The organism is Dyadobacter sp. CY261 (assembly GCF_021440085.1).
Lineage (GTDB): Bacteria > Bacteroidota > Bacteroidia > Cytophagales > Spirosomataceae > Dyadobacter.
In genome coordinates this window covers 147490-165674 of sequence record NZ_JAKCPW010000011.1, presented here as the reverse complement: position 1 = coordinate 165674, position 18185 = coordinate 147490, and the positions used below count along the sequence as shown (strand labels likewise).

Genomic DNA, 18185 nt, shown 5'->3' with positions numbered 1-18185 from the left:
TCCGACTATGAAATCCATAAAAGTTCTGATCACCGCCAGCCTGGTTGCGTTGCTGAGCTCGGGCTGTGAAAAAGTGCTCGAAGAGCATCCGCAATCCCAGATCGTTCCTTCCTATTTCAATTCGCCATCGGGCGTGCTCGGAGGCATTGCGGGCGTTTATAATGATATCCGCAGCCAATGGGGCACCGAAGGCTTTACTGTGGAAATGCAGGCGGGAACCGACGAGTTTATCCAGGGGCTTAGTGCCGGTACGCCTATTCCCTATACTTATAATGGATTGAACGGCAGCAACTTTGGCTCAGCCTGGGGCATTGCGTTTCAGGATATCAATACGCTGAACGGTGTGTTGCAATACGGCCAGACCATTGAATTGCCCGAGGCGACGCGGAAACAATACCTGGCGCAAGCGAAGTTTCTCCGGGCGTTCTGGTATTTCTACCTGGTACAAACCTGGGGCGACGTGCCTTTGCATACCGAGTTCATCACCGTACCGTCTCAGGCGGCATCTCGCCAACCTGCCGCGCAGGTTTATGAACTGATCATCAAAGATCTCACCGAGGCGGCAGCCGACCTGCCTAACCAGCCTACCGCCCCGTTCCTGGGAAAGGCCGCTACTAAGCCGGTTGCGCAGTTTCTGTTGGCCAAAGCCTACCTCACCCGCGGCTGGCTTAACAACACCGCAGCCGATTTTACCAAAGCAGCTGCATTAACTGATGAAATCATTGCCAATAAATCGGCCTATGGGCTGGACCTCTGGCAGGATTACGGCGACGCGTTCGTGCCGGCTAATGATTATGGCAAGGAATCCATGTTTGTCAGCGACCACGTCCTCGACCCAAAATACGGCTATTACAGCGTGGGTGCGGCTGCGGGCGGCGGCGCGGCACAAAACCTGTCGCCCTGGTTTACCAACTGGAATTATCCGAACAACAGCGGTATCAATTCCTTTAAAAATGCGTCGGGAGCGTTTGTCAATAGCGGTACTTCGGGTATGATCCGCGATTCGTATTATGGTCGCCCTTACGTCCGTATGCGCCCGAACTCCGATAAGCTGGCTACCGGCCCGCGCGCAGGCAAGAACTATTTCCTGGATCAGGCATTTACGAAGCGGGATGTAGACTCGCGTTTTGCCAATTCCTTTTACACCGTTTATATTTCGAATACTTCTGTCACCAACGCGGCCAATACGGCTAATAACAGTCGCGGGATTAGCTACACCACCGTCGTGGGCTCGGATACCGCCGTCTGGCTGCCGGATTACGAGGTGCCTGGCGCACCGCAGTTTATAGGCAGCAGGCCATTCAAAGGTATCGTGGTACCGCCGAGCCTCTGGAACAACGGAATTTTTCCTGCATTGAAAAAATTCATGGACCCGAGCCGCGGAGCGAACTTCAACGATCCATCGACGCGGCCCTGCGTGTTGTACCGCTTTTCGGACGTGTACATGACCGGTGCGGAAGCTTATTTTAAAGCGGGCGACGCCGCAAAAGCAGCCAGCCTACTGAATGTGGTGCGCCAGCGCGCAGCTTTCCGCAAGAGCGCTACGACGGCCCAGAATGCAGCCGCAGCCGCAGCAATGACCATCACCGCCTCCGATGTGACTCTTGATTTCATCCTCGACGAGCGCAGCCGGGAGTTTTTCGGGGAATGGCAACGCTGGCACGACCTCGTGCGTACCCGCTCGCTCGTACGCCGTGTGCAGGAATGGAACCAGGAAGCAGCGCCTTATGTAAAAGATTTCAATATGTTGCGCCCAATTCCGCAGACGCAGATCGATAGAGTTGTGGATGGACCTGCTTTTCCACAAAATTCCGGATATTGAACCGTATTAATCAGCAATTATATATGAACCGCAGCTATTTACCCGCCGGATTGATGGCCCTTCTCGCGCTCGGCAGCCTCGAAACCGGTTATTGTCAGCAAGCCAAGGTGAAGCCGTTGATCAGCGATCTGTTCACCGCCGATCCTTCCGCGCATGTTTTCAACGGCAAAATTTACATTTATCCTTCCCACGACATCGAAGCCAATGTGCCGCAGGATGACGAAGGCGGCCATTTTAATATGCGTGACTATCATGTGTATTCGATGGACAACGTTGGCGGAAAGGTGACCGATCACGGGGTGGTGCTGGATTTGAAAGATATTCCCTGGGCGGGAAGGCAGCTATGGGCGCCGGATGCGGCTTTTAAGAATGGTACTTATTATCTGTATTTTCCTGTAAAAGACAAGGAAGACGTTTTCCGGATCGGGGTTGCCAGTTCCAAGTCGCCTGCGGGGCCGTTCAAGGCGGAGCCCCAGCCGATTCCTGGCAGTTACAGCATCGATCCGGCGGTTTTTTCAGATTCCGACGGTCAGACGTACATGTACTTCGGAGGCATCTGGGGCGGGCAGCTGCAACGCTGGCATTCGGGTAAGTATGATAAATCACTCTCCACCGACCTGGGCAAAGGACATGACCAGGAGCCTGCATTGAATGCGAAGGTGGCTAAAATGAGTGGTGATATGCTGACGTTCGCCGAATCGCCCCGTGATGTGCAGATACTCGACGAGCATGGCAAGCCCCTGCTGGGTGGCGACCACGACCGCCGGTTTTTCGAGGGAGCCTGGATGCACAAGTACAATGGCAAATACTATTTCTCATACTCTACCGGCGACACCCATTTCCTGTGTTATGCAGAAAGTGACTCGCCGTATGGGCCATTCACTTACAAAGGCGTGCTCATGAAGCCGGTTGAGGGCTGGACGACCCACCATTCCATTGTCGAGTTCAAAGGGAAATGGTACATCTTTTATCACGACACCGAAATTTCTGGAAAAACCCACTTACGGAATGTGAAGGTTCGGGAGCTCGTAAGGGACAAGGACGGAAAGATTCAGACCATCGAACCCTGAAACAGAAATTATGCAGGTAGTTTGGTAAAATGAGTGCAGGTAGGGGCTTTTAGAAGCTGTACCGGTGCATTCTGGCCCGCGACCTCATTCAGAACATTCAATCAGACAAGCTATGCAAATCGAAAGACGCGATTTTTTATCGACATTATCACTGGCCGGAGCAGCCACATTGTTCTCGGGTAACCCGCTGCTTGCAGCAACCGCACCCAAGAAGGACAAGCTTGGTATTGCGCTTGTGGGTCTGGGCTATTACAGTACCGACCTGCTGGCACCCGCGCTGCAACTGACCGAAAAGTGCTATCTGGCGGGCATCGTGACAGGTACACCTTCGAAAGCCGAGGCGTGGAAAGCCAAATACAATATTGCCGACAAGAATATTTACAACTACCAGAATTTCGATCAGATCGCCAAAAATCCCGATATCGACATTGTGTACGTAGTGTTGCCACCTTCGATGCACCGCGAATATGTGGTAAAGGCGGCGAAAGCCGGCAAGCATGTGTTTTGCGAGAAGCCGATGGCGCCCTCGGTAGCCGATTGCGAGGCGATGATCGCGGCCTGCAAAAGTAACAAGGTGAAACTGGCGATCGGGTACCGGTGCCAGCACGATCCGAACATCCAGGCTTACATGAAGGTAGCCAAGGAGCAAAAGTTTGGAAAAGTGAAGATGGTGAACAGCGCCGCGGGCTATTTCGACGCGCGGACCGATCACTGGAAGCAGAAAAAAGCGCTCGGCGGGGGCGTAATGGGCGACATGGGCGTGTACGCATTGCAAGGTGCGCGCCTGGCCACAGGCGAAGAGCCCATCAGCGTGATCGCCCAGGCATCGACTACCCGGCCGGAGATTTATAAGGAAGTTGAAGAAACGATGATGTTTATGCTCGATTTCCCGAGCGGGGCAAGAGCAGCCTGCCAGACGAGCTTTGGCATCAACATGAACTATTTGCAGGTGAACTACGAAAAAGGCTGGCTGAAATTGGAGCCACAGTCGGGTTACAATGGCAACAAGGGGAGCATGTCGGACGGTACGATCATCAACTTCCCGATCAAAAGCCAGCAGGCGAAGCAAATGGACGAGGACTGCCTGGCGATCATGAACAATACCGATCTGATCGCCCCGGGCGAGGAGGGGCTGCGCGATATTCGTGTCGTAGAAGCGATCTATAAGTCGGTTGCTTCGGGTAAAAGCGTAAAGATTTAACCATTTCTTTCTAAGATTTTCCAGTTAACAGCCGGGTGTGTTGCCCGGCTGTTCGAAAACGATCGTGCAATTCCCTGGCGTGATCGGTTTCCTCAGAGATATGCAAATATCCAGCGCGTTTCTTTGATTAGGAAAGCCCCATCTTCTTCACAGGACTTGCCCGTGGCCGGTAAGCAATATCGGTTATCTTTGGGTCGATCCTTGCCTCAATGCACCATCTTAATCCCATAGGCGAATTCCGGGGAAGAATGAATGTGGCGGGCAATTATGCAAACGGAGTATCAGTAATGCGCAATCGGTTATCACTTCATTGTATTTTGTGGTCATAGATTTGCATCGTTCTTACAAGCTATACGATCTTCGAGCGAAGATGTATATGCAATTTTATGTTCGAAATTACTATTGACTGCAATGAACGCTCCGTTCCCTATCAAATATGTCCTCCTAGCCGGAATCGGTATTTTAGTTGCGGGTCTGGGCTGGAAAGGATTGGTTAATAAGAAAGTTACGTCTGCTAAAGACATATCCTACAACTACCAGATACGGCCTATTCTTTCCGATAAATGCTTCGCCTGCCACGGTCCGGATGCTAATAAAAGGGAGGCGGGTTTGCGGCTGGACATGGCAGATAATGCATACGCGCCGCTGGAAGACAAAAAAAAGTTTGCGATCGTTCCTGGTAACCCCGCAGCCTCGGAGGTTTACAAGAGAATCACTTCCACAGATCCCGGCTATCAAATGCCGACACCAGAGTCGCACCTTGGCCTCCTGAATGAGGGGGAGATTGATCTGATCAAAAACTGGATTGCGCAGGGTGCCCGATACGAGCAGCATTGGGCATTTGCAGCCCCGAAACAGGCGAAATTGCCAGAAGTAAGCGACAAAGACTGGTGCGAAAATGAGATAGACCGCTTCACGCTTGCGAAAATGGAGGAGGTAGGATTGGCACCCAACGACCCAGCGACAAGAGAGCAGTTATTGAAACGGTTGGCAATCGACCTGACCGGCCTAGCCCCGTCCCTGGAAATTCAGCGGAAGTTTGCAGAAGACAACTCGGCCAATGCCTATGAAAAAATCGTCGACAACTTAATGTCGCAAAAGGCATACGGAGAGAAAATGGCCATCCATTGGCTGGATATCGCCCGGTTCGCCGATTCTTACGGATACCAGAATGACGACGTGCGAACACAATGGGCGTGGCGGGACTGGGTTATCCACGCCTTTAATAGCAATATGCCTTATGACCGGTTCCTGGTGTGGCAGCTCGCCGGCGACCTGCTTCCCAATCCAAATAAAGAGCAAATACTGGCAACCGCATTTTTACGAAATCATAAAATCACCGAAGAGGACGGCGTCATTCCTGAGGAATACCGGGTCGAATACCATCTTGACAAAACGAAGACATTCAGTTCCGGGTTGCTCGGGCTCACGGTCGAATGCGCCCAGTGCCATGACCATAAATATGACCCGGTTTCTCAGGAAGACTATTACAGGCTATTTGCATTTTTTAATAGCTCAAAGGAAAAGGGCTTTGACGGCAGTGCAGGCAGCGGCCCGGCCAAAACGCCTGTTTTAACAATATCCAGTAGTGATACGAAGAACCTGCTTAACTTTATTAATAGTAAAGACACGGCCCGGATCGTGGTATCGGTAATGGGCGAAGACGATCAGCCGCGACCTGCACACGTGCTGAACCGTGGCGTATACGATGCACCGGGAAAAGTAGTTACTGCCAGCGCATTGCCTGCAGTGATGAAATTCGACACAACCAAGTATCCCCGTAACCGCCTCGGACTCGCGAAATGGACAACAAGTAAACAAAACCCGCTCACTGCCCGGGTGTTTGTGAACCAGATCTGGCAGGAGATCTTTGGAAGAGGGCTTGTCAAGAGTACCGGGGATTTTGGCATGCAGGGTGAGCTGCCTAGTCACCCGGAGCTTCTGGATTGGCTTGCAGTGGATTTTATGAATCACGGTTGGAATATCAAAAGGCTTATCAGGCAAATAGTTACTTCGGCGACTTACAGACAATCGTCCGGGATGACAGAGGAAAAGAAAAATAAAGATCCTGAAAATATCTACTTAGCGAGAGGTGCGCGTTACAGGGTTCCGGCAGAGTCTATACGGGATATTATATTGTCTACCAGTGGGTTACTCAATCCGGAAATCGGTGGCCCGAGCGTCAAACCTTATCAGCCTAAAGGGATTTGGGAAGCAACTACGGCAAATAGGGGAAGCCTTGCGAAATATATCCAGGACACAGACAGTGCGTTGTACCGGCGGGGGCTTTACACATTCATTAAACTGACATTACCACCGCCCGCAATGATCATTTTCGACGCCAGCAACCGCGACCATTGCGAGGTGAAACGCCAGAAAACGAATACCCCGCTTCAGGCGCTTGTGATGCTCAACGATCCCACGGTCCTGGAAGCTTCCCGCGTGCTGGCAGAGCAGCTTAGCGCGTCACCAGCTTCTGTCGACGCCAAGATCAGCGAGGTTTTCCAAAGAATTGTTTGCCGGAAGCCGAATGCGGGAGAAACACAATTGCTGGTTGATTATTATAAAGAGGAACTCTCCACATTTTCAAAAAGTAAAAGTAAAGCGGGCGCTGCGCTAAACATAGGCGATAGCAAACACGGGCAAAAAGTAGACGTCGCCAAAGCGGCGGCTATGATGCGGGTGATCAGCACGATCTATAACATGGAAGAAACAATCACAAAAAGCTAATCTGGTTGCCAAAAGGAGCCAATATTAATGCATAAAGGAACATGGAAAAGCCGATTTTTGATTTTGGAATGAATACGAATCGAAGGCATTTTTTATCCAGGCTTAGTCTTGGGATAGGAGGTGCCGCATTAGGTTCTTTGCTGGTTCCCGATCTTTTCAAATCGGACACAGAAAACAGTGTGAACGATATTGTATCCGGCTTACCACATTTCGCTCCGAAGGCAAAGCGGGTGATCTACCTTTTCCAGAATGGTGCACCTTCCCAGTTTGAGCTTTTTGACCATAAACCATTACTCAATAAAATGTTTGGTGAGGACCTGCCGGAATCGATCCGGAGCGGTCAAAGGCTCACCGGTATGACCTCCAATCAAACCAGTTTCCCGCTGGCGGGCTCCATATTCGATTTCAAGCAGCACGGTAATTCGGGTGCCTGGGTGAGCGAGCTATTACCGCACACCGCCCGCATTGTGGACGATATCTGCATTATCAAGTCCATGAATACCGACGCCATCAACCACGATCCGGCGCTCACCTTTTTCCAAACGGGTGCACAGGTGGGGAACAGACCCAGCATGGGTTCCTGGCTGAGTTATGGGTTAGGGAGCGAAAATCAGAATTTGCCGAGCTTTTGTGTATTGCTTTCCCGAGGCAAAGGGAATGGCCAGGGGGTTTATTCCAAATTGTGGACGAACGGTTTTCTCGATTCGGTGCATCAGGGCGTCCAGTTCAGCAGCGGAGAAAATCCGGTGCTGTATCTCGGAGATCCGGAAGGAATGGACAGGTCGGAGCGGAGGCGCATGCTCGACAAACTTGCAAAATTGAACCAGGGTACGTTCGATGAATTTGGCGATCCGGAAGTAACAGCGAAGATCCAGCAATACGAAATGGCTTACCGCATGCAAACGGCGGTGCCGGAAATCACCGACATGAGCAAAGAGCCCGAGTCGATCGTGAAAATGTACGGCCCAGAATGCCTTGTGCCCGGTACGTACGCGGCCAATTGCCTCCTGGCCAGGAAACTGTCCGAGCAGGGTGTCCGGTTCATTCAGCTCTATCACCAGGGGTGGGATGGACATGCCGGTTTACCCAAGGAAATAAGCGGGCAATGCAAGGATGTAGATCAGGCATCGGCTGCATTGGTTACCGACTTGAAGCAACGGGGATTGCTGGATGAAACGCTGGTGATCTGGGGCGGGGAGTTTGGCCGGACGAATTTCTGCCAGGGTAAATTTACGAAAGACAATTACGGCAGGGACCACCACCCGCGGGCATTCACGATCTGGATGGCTGGTGGAGGGATTAAGCCTGGGCTCGTGTATGGCGAGACGGACGATTTCGGATACAATATAGTCAAGGACCCTGTTCATGTCCATGATCTGCACGCGACAATCCTCAATCAGCTCGGCCTGGACCACGAGCGACTGGTGTTTAAGCATCAGGGGCGACGTTATCGGTTGACCGATGTGGCAGGTAAGCTTGTGAAAGACATTATCTCTTAACATTATAATGACCGTGCGCCGCTACCTGCAAAACTGGAAGGGAGTTATTTACAACCTGGCTTTCTTCTTGAATGGCTTACTTATTTTTTTACTGTTTTTCGAAAAAAGCGTTGCCATTCCCGCCTGGATGTTTCCCATCGGACGCCTGCATCCGGCGGTACTGCATTTCCCACTTGTCGTATTGTTGCTTTATGCTTTTTGGACAATGATTGTCGAAAAGGAAGGTTCAGCGCGCTGGAATGTGGAACTGGCCGATACGCTGCTGCTACTGGGTACATTTACGGCTTCTGTTGCTGCATTTTCAGGATTTTTATTGTCCAAAGAAGATAGCGATGTTTCTCAAACTTTACAATGGCACAAATGGCTGGGGGTATCCATTTCCATCGGAAGTATCGCCTGGTATGGCGCTTCCAAATATCTTTTACCTTGGCGAATGCCTGCAAAGCTTTTCGCAGGAGCATTTCTCGGCTTGCTGCTCGTGACAGGGCATTTGGGAGGGAACCTGACGCACGGTGAAGATTTCCTGGCATTATCACCACCCAATTCGACGGAAGCGGTCAACCAGGTTTCGATTGAACAAGCCGAAATCTATGAAAACCTGGTAAAGCCGGTTTTGCAGCAAAAGTGTTATGCCTGCCACAATGCCGACAAGTCGAAAGGCGGGTTACAGATGCATACAAAGGAGCTGCTGGCCAAAGGCGGCAAGAATGGAATGCTGTGGGATACCACCAAACCAGACCTGGGGCTGCTGATCAACCGGGTGCATTTGCCGCTGGAAGACAAAAAGCACATGCCGCCCAAAGGAAAGGTGCAGTTGACCGATGAAGAAGTGGTATTGCTTGCTGAATGGATCAGGCTAGGGTCGGATTTTAAGGAAAAAGTGACCGCATTACCGCCACAAAACCCGGTGTATCGTTACGCAGAAAATGTCCTCGGCGGAAATCGTACGGGGGAAGTATATGATTTCGCGGCGGCGGATCCTGCCAATGTCAAAGCGTTGAATACCAACTATCGTACGATCAGACAATATGCTCCTGCCTCGCCGGCACTGTTTGTTAATTTTTATAACCGGTCAGCTTTCAAGTCCAGCGATATCAGTGATTTGTTGCCTATTAAGGACCAGATCGTCGCCATGGATTTCAGCAAAATGCCGGTTAAAGATGAAGACCTGAAAGTTATCGCGAAGTTTCCAGAACTGCGGAAACTGATATTAAACTTTACGGAGCTACGGGGTAGCACCCTGGGTGAGTTGAGGAGTTTGTCAAAGCTCAGGGTACTGGCATTGAGTGGTACGGGCATTAACAATGCCAGTATCAAAACACTGAACAGTATCGCGTCGCTTGAAAAAGTCTATCTGTGGAGCACTGGCTTAACGACAGAAGAGCAGACCGCATTAAGGGCTGATAAAAAGATCCGCTTTGAGACCGGCTTTCGGAGTGATACCGTCAGGATAGCACTCAACCCGCCCACGATCGAAAACGAGCAACAGATTGTGATGGGCGACACCCGTGTGAGGCTGAAACATCAGATACCAGGCACTCAGATCCGGTATACACTCGACGGCACGGTGCCGGACAGCACCCGGTCCCCGATCTACAATGAACCGATATTGCTTACCAATAATGCGCTGGTAATTGCGCGTGCTTTCAAATCCGGTTGGTATGGAAGCTCGTCCACACAAAAGAATTTTATCAAAGCCAACTATAAAATTGACAGCGTGAACCTGGTTTCGCTGCCGGATCCAAAATACAAGGCCAAGGCCGGAACTACGCTGATCGACGGTATTAAGAGTGCGGCCGAGACAGGCAGTGGCAATTGGCTGGGGTATCGTGATGCGGACTTCGAATCCTATTTCTATTTTTCGAAACCAGTTGCGGCAAAGGGAGTTACAGTCAGTATGTTGCAAAATATTGCCGGGTTCATTTTCCCGCCTGCACGTATCGAAGTATGGGGTGGGGCCGACGAACACGCCCTGAAACTCCTGAAAGTAATCCATCCGGCTTTGCCTGCCAGGATGATCGACGGTACCAGCGATATATTGATCAATGCGAGCTTTGAGGCACCGGCATTAAGCTGCCTGAAAATTGTGGCCAAACCAATCCCGAAAATACCCGCGTGGCACCCCGGCAAAGGTGCGAAGGGCTGGGTTTTTGTGGATGAAGTAATTGTTAATTGAAAGTTTGACTATTCCTGACCCTTGATCTTTTCAACATCATCTTTTACTTGACATCGCCGCGCTGAATGTACATTGTAGCTATCGAAATAAAGGACAAACGGTTTGATTTGGCGGACGGTGTCGGTTCGGATGCGACACACACAAACCCGCAGTACGCCTACGCGGTTTGCTGCCTGAAAACGGATGCGTCCATCAAAGGAGTCGGGCTGGCGTTTACATTGGGGGTTGGTACCGACCTGGTCTGTAAGGCCATCGAGTATCTTTCCGAGCCGCTAAAAGGGCGCGAAATCGAAGAATTGATGTCGGACTTTGGCACCGTTTATCGCAAAATGGTCGACTCGCCTTCCTTAAGATGGCTGGGGCCGCACAAAGGCGTTATTCATCTTGCACTGGCTGCGGTGGTGAATGCGTGTTATGATCTGTGGGCCAAATCGCGCAGGGTGCCGCTTTGGAAATTGCTACTGGACCTCACACCGGAAGAATTACTGAATACGCTCGACCTGAGTTATCTGGAAGAAGTGCTCAGCAGGGAACAGGCGCTGGCCATACTCACGGAGAATCGGGCGACACGGGAAGCGCGTATGATTGTTTTAGAAACGGGTTATAAAGGCTACGATACTTCGGTCGGCTGGTTCAATTTCTCGGATGAGAAAGTGATCAGGAACACTAAAAATGCGATAGATCAGGGTTTTACTGCGCTCAAATTGAAAGTCGGATCCGATGATCCGTTTCGTGATGTCCGGCGGGCCGCGCTGGTGCGTAAGGTGGCCGGTGATAAGGCTACACTCATGGTGGATGCCAACCAGAAATGGAACGTGCCCCAGGCATTGGGTATTTGCGGAAAACTAAGCGAAATAAATCCTTTCTGGATTGAAGAACCCACACATCCCGACGACATAATCGGCCACCAGACCATCGCCAGAACAATTGCGCCTATCAAAGTAGCAACCGGCGAACACATTCCAAACAAAGTGATTTTCAAGAATTTTTTCCAGGCAAAGGCGATGGATTTTTGCCAGGTGGATGCGGTAAGGGTTGGCGGGGTCTCCGAATTTCTGACGATTAGTCTTCTTTCCAAAAGAATGGGCATTCCCGTCGTTCCGCATGTAGGCGATATGGGTCAGATCCATCAGCATCTGGTGATTTTTAATCACATCGGAATGGATCACGAGCATTTATTCCTGGAACACATACCCCATTTAAAACAATATTTTGTCAACCCCGCCGAAATAGTCGATGCATATTACCAGGTTCCGCAGGTAGCCGGAAGCAGCAGCGATCTTAAGGAATAAAAGCTGCTGCTTAGCAAGGAACAGGTCAGAGAAAAAATGGGAGCATTAGACGGGAAAGTGATTTTTATAACCGGAGGTGCCGCGGGTATCGGCAGGAAATGTGTAGAAGCGTATCTGGCGGCCGGGGCCAGCGTGTCGGTCATGGATTGCGATCGGACTGGGCTTGATAGTCTGGCAGAAGAATTTGCCCACCTCGTCACCTTTGCGGGAAATGTGCGCATGGGAAGTGACGTGAAAAGGGCCATAGGAAATACAGTTGAGGCTCTTGGAAAGATAGACGTCATTCATAACAATGCGGGAATCGCCAGTCCGTCGAAATCACTGGATGAAACATCGGAAGAAGAATGGGATAATCTGTTTTCAGTAAACCTGAAAAGTGTTTTCTGGACAACGAAATACGGTATTGAATTTTTAAAACAAACCAGGGGCTGCATTTTGAATACCAGTAGCCTTGTCGGGGAAATAGGGCAGGGAAACCATGCGGCTTACGTGGGAACAAAAGGAGGAATGAACGCACTCACCAAAGCGATGGCGCTCGATTATGCGCCTTTCGGCGTGAGGGTCAATGCGGTTTGTCCAGCTGGTGTCTGGACACCCATGTTGCGCAAGTGGTCGGGCGAACAGCCGGAACCAGCAAGCATTGCACAGTATCTCGACGGCATACATCCGCTGGGCTATTGTCCGGAAGGAGACGTGATTGCCGACGTGGCCGTATTCCTGGTTTCGGAAGCGGCAAGGTTTGTGACAGGGTGCATGATGCCGGTGAGCGGCGGTGCGGAGCTGGGATATAAAAGATGAAAAACGGAAAGAATGTAGTTGTTCCTTTGCTGGTTGTGATGAGCCTGATGTTTATCTGGAATCTTAGCCGCAACATCAATGATATCCTGATCCCCCATCTCAAAAGGGCCTGTCAGTTAACTGATTTCCAGTCGTCTCTGGTACAATCTGCATTTTTTGGGGCCTATTTTGTGCTGGCACTTCCGGTTGGCAGGTTTATCAACAAATATGGTTATAAAACAGGCATGGTAATCGGGCTCCTCATGGCGGCAATCGGGGCATTTATGTTCTTTCCTGCGGCCAGCGTGCGTTATTACCCACTTTTTCTGGGCGCCCTTTTCATCATGGCTGCCGGATTTACATTCCTCGAAGTTACCGCCACTCCCTACATTTCCGTGCTCGGCGATCCGAACCGGGCTTCCAGCCGATTGAGTCTGGCGTCTGCCGTCGGTTCTTTGGGGGCGACCATCGGGCCTTATATCGGGAGCCGGTTTTTGCTGCATGCGACGGAAGTTTCACCAGCTACTGTCGCGCAATTTGATCCAATGCAGTTGAATGAATATCTCAGCGCCGAGGCGCAGTTGGTAAAAGTGCCTTACCTGAGCCTGAGCGCGCTTTTCGTGACGATCGGGTTGTTGCTGTTTTTTATCAAACTTCCCAGGATTGAAGACGATGGTGAACGTGCGGGATCATTTCGGTCTGTTTGGAAATTTCGGCATACCGTGCTCGGCGCTTTGGGCGTATTCTGCTATCTGGGTGCGGAAGTCGGGATCGTCAGCTTCATGATCCGTTATGCAAAAGCATCCGGAATTACCGGCCTGACCGAACAAAGTGCTGCGCTTTTTATCACTTTTTACATGTTGTTGGTCTTGGTAGGAAGGCTCGCCGGAGCTTACTGGCTGCGAAACCTCAATTCGGCTAAAACCCTGGCCTTTTGCTCCGTGTCGGCCATTGTGCTGACCGGTATTTCAATGCTCAGTACAGGCTACGTTTCAATCTATGCTTTATCCCTGGTCGGGCTATTTACTTCGGTCATGTATCCGATCCTGTTTACTCTAAGCATCAAAAACCTTGGCGTATATACCAAGACCGGATCGTCGCTGATTATTATGAGCATTGTGGGGGGCGCGGTGATCCCGCCGCTGATGGGGCTTCTTTCCGATTCATTTGGGATCAAACTTGCCTTCATAATGCCGGTGGCCTGCTATGCCTACCTGGTTTTTTATGCCAAAAAAGGTTCCCAACCTTATCCTTTGTGACGGTTACGGGTTTCCAGCGAATCGCGGAATTCCTTTGGGGACATTTTGTTTATTTTCTTGAAGCAGCGGTTGAAATACGATATGTTGCTATAACCGCATTCCAGTGCTACCTGGGTGATCGATAAGTCCGACTGGTGAAGCAGCTTACAAGCGAAGCCAATCCGCACATCATTTAAAAATTCAGAAAAAGTGCGGTTCGTAAGGGATTTGAAATAACGGCAAAAGGCGTGAATCTGCAGACCAGCTACCGAGGCGGCCTTTTCCAGGCTGATATCGTCCCTGAAATTTTGATGGATATAGTACATCAGCTTTGGAATCCTGCCATGAGGTTGTATCGAATAGGTAGAAATAGGATCGGGTGCATTGAGATAGGTCAGCTCGGCAGGGTCACACAGATTTACCAGGATACGCAGGAAGGAAGAGAGTAAATGCATATCTTTTTGTTCCAGCATTTCCTGTAAAATGCCGACTACCAACGCCTTCTTTTCGCCATGGATTTTCAGGCCGCGCTGCGATTCGTTGAAAAAATTCTGGACTTTTTTTACGTCCACAAGCCCGCTCATTTGTTCACAGAATAATTCCGAATCGATATAGAGTGCTAATGAAATTGCTTCAAGGGCCTCAGAATGCCCTGGCTCGGATTCGCTGTACCAAACATGCGGGACATTAGCGCCCACAAATGTCAGATCTCCTTTTTCAAACTTTTCAACAGAGTGCCCGATAATGCGCACTCCCGAGCCGGAAACTACATAAACCAGCTGACATTCTTTATGAAAGTGGAAGTCGGTCGAAAAGGATGAGCGCGAGATCTTCTTGACTACAAACGATTTCCGCGAATAGGCAAGGTCAGACAGTATCGCAAAGTTTGGTTTCATGGGAAAGTTGAGCGTGTTGCAAATATAGTACTACAAAATATCAACCCAAAACCACTTTTTTGTACTAATTCGCTATTTATTTGTCTGGAAATAAGCAGTGCCCGATTCGGTCATAGAGCCCTCTCTATTCATGAAAAAGTGATTAAGAGCCTATTTGTCTATCAATTATCAACAGTTATGACAGCAGATGATTTCCTGATAGCGGGCGGATCATCCCGCACGTTTGATATCATGCTTGCCGCAGCCGCATGATAAACCCTAAGCCCCGTGAATAGCGATACATTCCGATCAATTCCTCATTAAACCTCTGAAAATTTATGGATCAATTTTACAACCCTGAGTCATGGACGATATCAGGCTGGCGCTCAGTATGGCCTGATGCCGCAGATTTGAAAGGTCTTCCGGGCAGATTCTCCAAGGTGCTGGTCGCCATTTTACTTATTTATTGCCACGCTTCATTTGGTCAAAGCCGTCCGATCTCGGGAACTGTCTTTGATAATGACCGTGCGCCGCTGCCTGGGGCAAGTGTTCAGGTAAAGGGTACAACAATCGGAACGATTACGGATGGTGAGGGTAAGTACAGTTTGGAGGTACAAGCCAATGCTGTGCTGGTTTTCAGTTATATAGGTTATATTAAACAAGAGCTGGCGGCGGGTAATCAGGCTACTTTGGACGTCAATCTGAAGTCTGAGGAATCGTCACTTTCCGAAGTGGTCGTGGTGGGATATGGAACGAGGACAAAAGCCAATTTGTCGGGTTCGGTGACAACGGTGTCGGGAAAAGAGCTTACAGAGCGTCCGGTACCCAATGTGCAAAATCTCCTGCAAGGCAGGGTTTCAGGTCTGGACGTGATCCAGTCCACGGGCGAACCCGGGCGTGATGACGCTGCCTACCAATTGCGGGGATTTGGTTCATTTGGTGCATCAAACGCACCCCTGATCCTTGTAGACGGAATCATCGCGTCGATCAAAAACCTTTCTCCCCAGGATATTGAGAGCGTCACCGTACTGAAAGATGCGGCATCTGCGTCCATATACGGTGCGCGTGCAGCCAATGGCGTGATCCTGATCACGACCAAAAAGGGAAAAGCGGGTTCGTCGGAAATTGAATATACAGGCAGCTTTGGCCTTAGCGAAGCCACCAGAACACCGGAGCTGATTACCAACTCGGTCCAGTATATGGAAATGTACAATTCTGCCCGGGCCAGAAGCGGCCAGGCGGCGATCTATACACCGGAGCAAATCGACCTGTACAGAAACAACCCGAACAGCAATCAATACCCCAACTTCAACTGGCTGGATTATGTGCTGGACAAGGGGCCGATCCAGAATCACCACCTTGGTTTTAGCGGAGGGAATGAGAAAACCCTTTATAATGTCTCGTTTAATTATCTGGACCAGGAGAGTATCACAAAGGGCTATTTGTACAAACGTTACAACGGCCTTATCGACTTTTCGACCCAGGTGCATAAGCGAGTGCGGGTAGGAACTAATCTGAACTTCTCTTACCAGAATGCGAAAGCGCCCTGGCTGGTCAACGACGATTTGCTATTGCTCGCTTATGCGTCGGCACCCACATTTATGCCTTTCCTGCCCGATGGGAGTGGGAGGGTCACCAACAGGGATTTTGCAACAAATGGCTCGGGCAACAGGAGCGTGGAAGAAGTGTACGCAACGGGTGGCCAGTTTACCAAAACCTATAATGTCAACGCGCAGGCCTTTGTTGAAATTGAAATTCTAAAGGGCTTGAAATGGCTCAATAAAGCAGGTATTACCTTTTTTAATGAACAGCTCAAAAACAGGCAATACGGGTCTCCATCATTTGCCTACCAGCCCGATGCTACCGGAAATTATGTACAGGTAGCAAACGGTAACCCCACATTCTTCGGACTGCAGCAGCGGGAGGACAGGAGCATTACAAAAACGTTTTTCAGCACCCTCAGTTATACCAAACAATTCGGGACCAATCACAATCTGGGCTTGCTGGCCGGTTTTGAACAGCAGGATAATCTGACCGAGCGGTTGTCGGGTAGCAGGTTCGATTTTCCGAACACGACCATTATGGTGCTCGACGGCAGCGGACCTAATAATCAGGCAACGGGAGGCACGGCGTCGGAATGGGCGTTACGATCGTACTTTGGTCGTGTCAACTACGACTACAAGGGTAAGTATTTCATCGAAGGCAACATTCGCCGCGACGGTACATCGCGCGTCAGCTCGCGTTGGGGTACGTTTGGGGGAGGTTCCGCGGCTTGGAGAATATCGGAAGAAGGTTTTGTTAAAAACTCGCTATCCTGGATGGATAATCTGAAACTCAGAGCTTCGTATGGTGTGCTGGGGAATCAGGAAATCAATGTTGGCGTCGCGGACAGGCTAAATCTGCTGGGTAACTACCCTTACCAGGATATTCTCAGCCTTACGTCTTACCCGTTTGCCAACACATTGAGCTCGGGTGCGCAACTGACCCGCCTGGTAACCAAAGATTTGAAATGGGAGAAAACGGCCATGCTGGATTTCGGCCTGGATGTGGATATTTTCCAGGGACTTTTCGGCGCGACCATCGACTGGTACAAACGCAAAACTTCCGACATTCTTTCCACACGTGCCGATTTGCCGAACAGCGTTGGACTGACTGCGCCCATAGTGAATGCCGGGGGCATGCAAAACACCGGTTTGGAAGTGGAACTGCGGCACAGAAAGAGGTTTGGAGATTTTAATTATGGCGTAAGTGTGCTCTACCACAAATTCAATAATAAGGTCACCAAATTATTGGCGCCTACATTGGGTACCATTGAAGTGGGACAGCCTTATAACAACTTTTTTGTGTACGACTGGATCGGGGTGTTCCAAAGCCAGGAAGAAATCGATAACTCACCCAAACAGCCCTCTTCGGGTACTTTGAAACCGGGTGACCTGAAAATCAGGGATGTGGACGGTAACGGTACTGTGGGGCCGGAAGACAGGATCCGGATCAGCAGATTTCCAAAATACAACTATTCGTTTAGCTTGAATGCAGGCTGGAAGGGCTTTAATCTAACCGCCTTCTTCCAGGGAGTCCAGGGGATTAATACGCAGGTGAGCGGTTGGGGATATGAGCCCTTTCAACAAGGATCTGCGCCTCCCAAACGATTCCTGGACGCATGGTCGCCAACCAACCCCAGTAACACCATTCCGGCTACTTACCTGACAGGCTATGCGGGTGTGGCGGGTTACTCGTCTACTTATTTTATTCAGGATGCGTCTTACCTGCGGTTGAAGAACCTCTACCTCTCTTACGCGTTCAACGAGAAAATTTTGAGCAAGATCAGGTCGAAGGGGTTGACGGTTTACATTTCGGGAGATAACCTGGTTACCTGGACCAAATACGAGGGGAATGATCCCGAACGTGCCGGTTCCGGCAGGTTTGCGCAATTTCCTCAGTTGCGGATCTACACCGCCGGATTAAGCATCAAGTTCTAAGCATGTGAACCCGCTTCACCACCATT

The 18185-nt window shown here is 50.3% G+C and carries 11 protein-coding genes; 10 read left to right on the top strand and 1 reads right to left on the bottom strand.

Features of this window, described 5'->3' with window-relative positions; genetic code table 11:
• The first annotated feature begins 7 nt into the window (after positions 1 to 7).
• The 9 genes from LZD49_RS26975 (at position 8) to fucP (ending at position 13826) form a co-directional block, all read left to right on the top strand.
• Positions 8 to 1822, top strand: coding sequence for a RagB/SusD family nutrient uptake outer membrane protein (locus LZD49_RS26975; RefSeq protein WP_234670878.1), 1815 nt, complete (start codon positions 8 to 10; stop codon positions 1820 to 1822).
• A gap of 53 nt (positions 1823 to 1875) precedes the next feature.
• Positions 1876 to 2892 carry a glycoside hydrolase family 43 protein gene (locus tag LZD49_RS26970; RefSeq protein ID WP_234671073.1) on the top strand — a complete coding sequence of 339 codons (1017 nt, stop codon included), beginning with the start codon at positions 1876 to 1878 and terminating at the stop codon, positions 2890 to 2892.
• A 112-nt stretch (positions 2893 to 3004) separates the two neighbouring features.
• Positions 3005 to 4093: a Gfo/Idh/MocA family protein gene (locus LZD49_RS26965; protein ID WP_234670876.1), complete on the top strand. Its 1089-nt coding sequence runs from the start codon at positions 3005 to 3007 to the stop codon at positions 4091 to 4093.
• Between the two features lie 411 nt (positions 4094 to 4504).
• On the top strand, positions 4505 to 6823 hold the full coding sequence (locus tag LZD49_RS26960; protein WP_234670875.1) for a PSD1 and planctomycete cytochrome C domain-containing protein: 2319 nt from the start codon (positions 4505 to 4507) through the stop codon (positions 6821 to 6823).
• A gap of 41 nt (positions 6824 to 6864) precedes the next feature.
• A complete protein-coding gene (locus tag LZD49_RS26955; protein ID WP_234670873.1) occupies positions 6865 to 8322 on the top strand; it encodes a DUF1501 domain-containing protein in 1458 nt (485 codons plus the stop codon).
• A gap of 13 nt (positions 8323 to 8335) precedes the next feature.
• A complete protein-coding gene (locus LZD49_RS26950; protein WP_234670871.1) occupies positions 8336 to 10498 on the top strand; it encodes an FN3 associated domain-containing protein in 2163 nt (720 codons plus the stop codon).
• A gap of 65 nt (positions 10499 to 10563) precedes the next feature.
• Positions 10564 to 11790, top strand: coding sequence for an enolase C-terminal domain-like protein (locus LZD49_RS26945; RefSeq protein WP_234670869.1), 1227 nt, complete (start codon positions 10564 to 10566; stop codon positions 11788 to 11790).
• Between the two features lie 36 nt (positions 11791 to 11826).
• On the top strand, positions 11827 to 12588 hold the full coding sequence (locus tag LZD49_RS26940; RefSeq protein ID WP_234670867.1) for an SDR family NAD(P)-dependent oxidoreductase: 762 nt from the start codon (positions 11827 to 11829) through the stop codon (positions 12586 to 12588).
• A complete protein-coding gene (gene fucP, locus LZD49_RS26935; protein ID WP_234670865.1) occupies positions 12585 to 13826 on the top strand; it encodes an L-fucose:H+ symporter permease in 1242 nt (413 codons plus the stop codon). The genes LZD49_RS26940 and fucP overlap by 4 nt, the downstream gene beginning before the upstream one ends.
• On the opposite strand, the gene LZD49_RS26930 is transcribed toward fucP, so the two are convergent.
• A complete protein-coding gene (locus tag LZD49_RS26930) occupies positions 13814 to 14701 on the bottom strand; it encodes an AraC family transcriptional regulator (RefSeq protein WP_234670863.1) in 888 nt (295 codons plus the stop codon). The genes fucP and LZD49_RS26930 overlap by 13 nt on opposite strands.
• A 317-nt stretch (positions 14702 to 15018) precedes the next feature.
• Here LZD49_RS26930 and LZD49_RS26925 point away from each other — a divergent pair, with 317 nt between their 5' ends.
• Positions 15019 to 18159, top strand: a complete 3141-nt coding sequence (locus tag LZD49_RS26925; RefSeq protein ID WP_234670861.1) for a TonB-dependent receptor — start codon at positions 15019 to 15021, stop codon at positions 18157 to 18159.
• Positions 18160 to 18185: the final 26 nt, after the last annotated feature.

Coding starts and splice junctions, on each gene's coding strand:
- LZD49_RS26965 (WP_234670876.1), top strand. CDS start 3,005: ATGCAAATCGAAAGACGCGATTTTTTATCGACATTATCACTGGCCGGA.
- LZD49_RS26970 (WP_234671073.1), top strand. CDS start 1,876: ATGGCCCTTCTCGCGCTCGGCAGCCTCGAAACCGGTTATTGTCAGCAA.
- LZD49_RS26945 (WP_234670869.1), top strand. CDS start 10,564: ATGTACATTGTAGCTATCGAAATAAAGGACAAACGGTTTGATTTGGCG.
- LZD49_RS26925 (WP_234670861.1), top strand. CDS start 15,019: ATGGATCAATTTTACAACCCTGAGTCATGGACGATATCAGGCTGGCGC.
- LZD49_RS26975 (WP_234670878.1), top strand. CDS start 8: ATGAAATCCATAAAAGTTCTGATCACCGCCAGCCTGGTTGCGTTGCTG.
- LZD49_RS26940 (WP_234670867.1), top strand. CDS start 11,827: ATGGGAGCATTAGACGGGAAAGTGATTTTTATAACCGGAGGTGCCGCG.
- LZD49_RS26955 (WP_234670873.1), top strand. CDS start 6,865: ATGGAAAAGCCGATTTTTGATTTTGGAATGAATACGAATCGAAGGCAT.
- fucP (WP_234670865.1), top strand. CDS start 12,585: ATGAAAAACGGAAAGAATGTAGTTGTTCCTTTGCTGGTTGTGATGAGC.
- LZD49_RS26960 (WP_234670875.1), top strand. CDS start 4,505: ATGAACGCTCCGTTCCCTATCAAATATGTCCTCCTAGCCGGAATCGGT.
- LZD49_RS26930 (WP_234670863.1), bottom strand. CDS start 14,701: ATGAAACCAAACTTTGCGATACTGTCTGACCTTGCCTATTCGCGGAAA.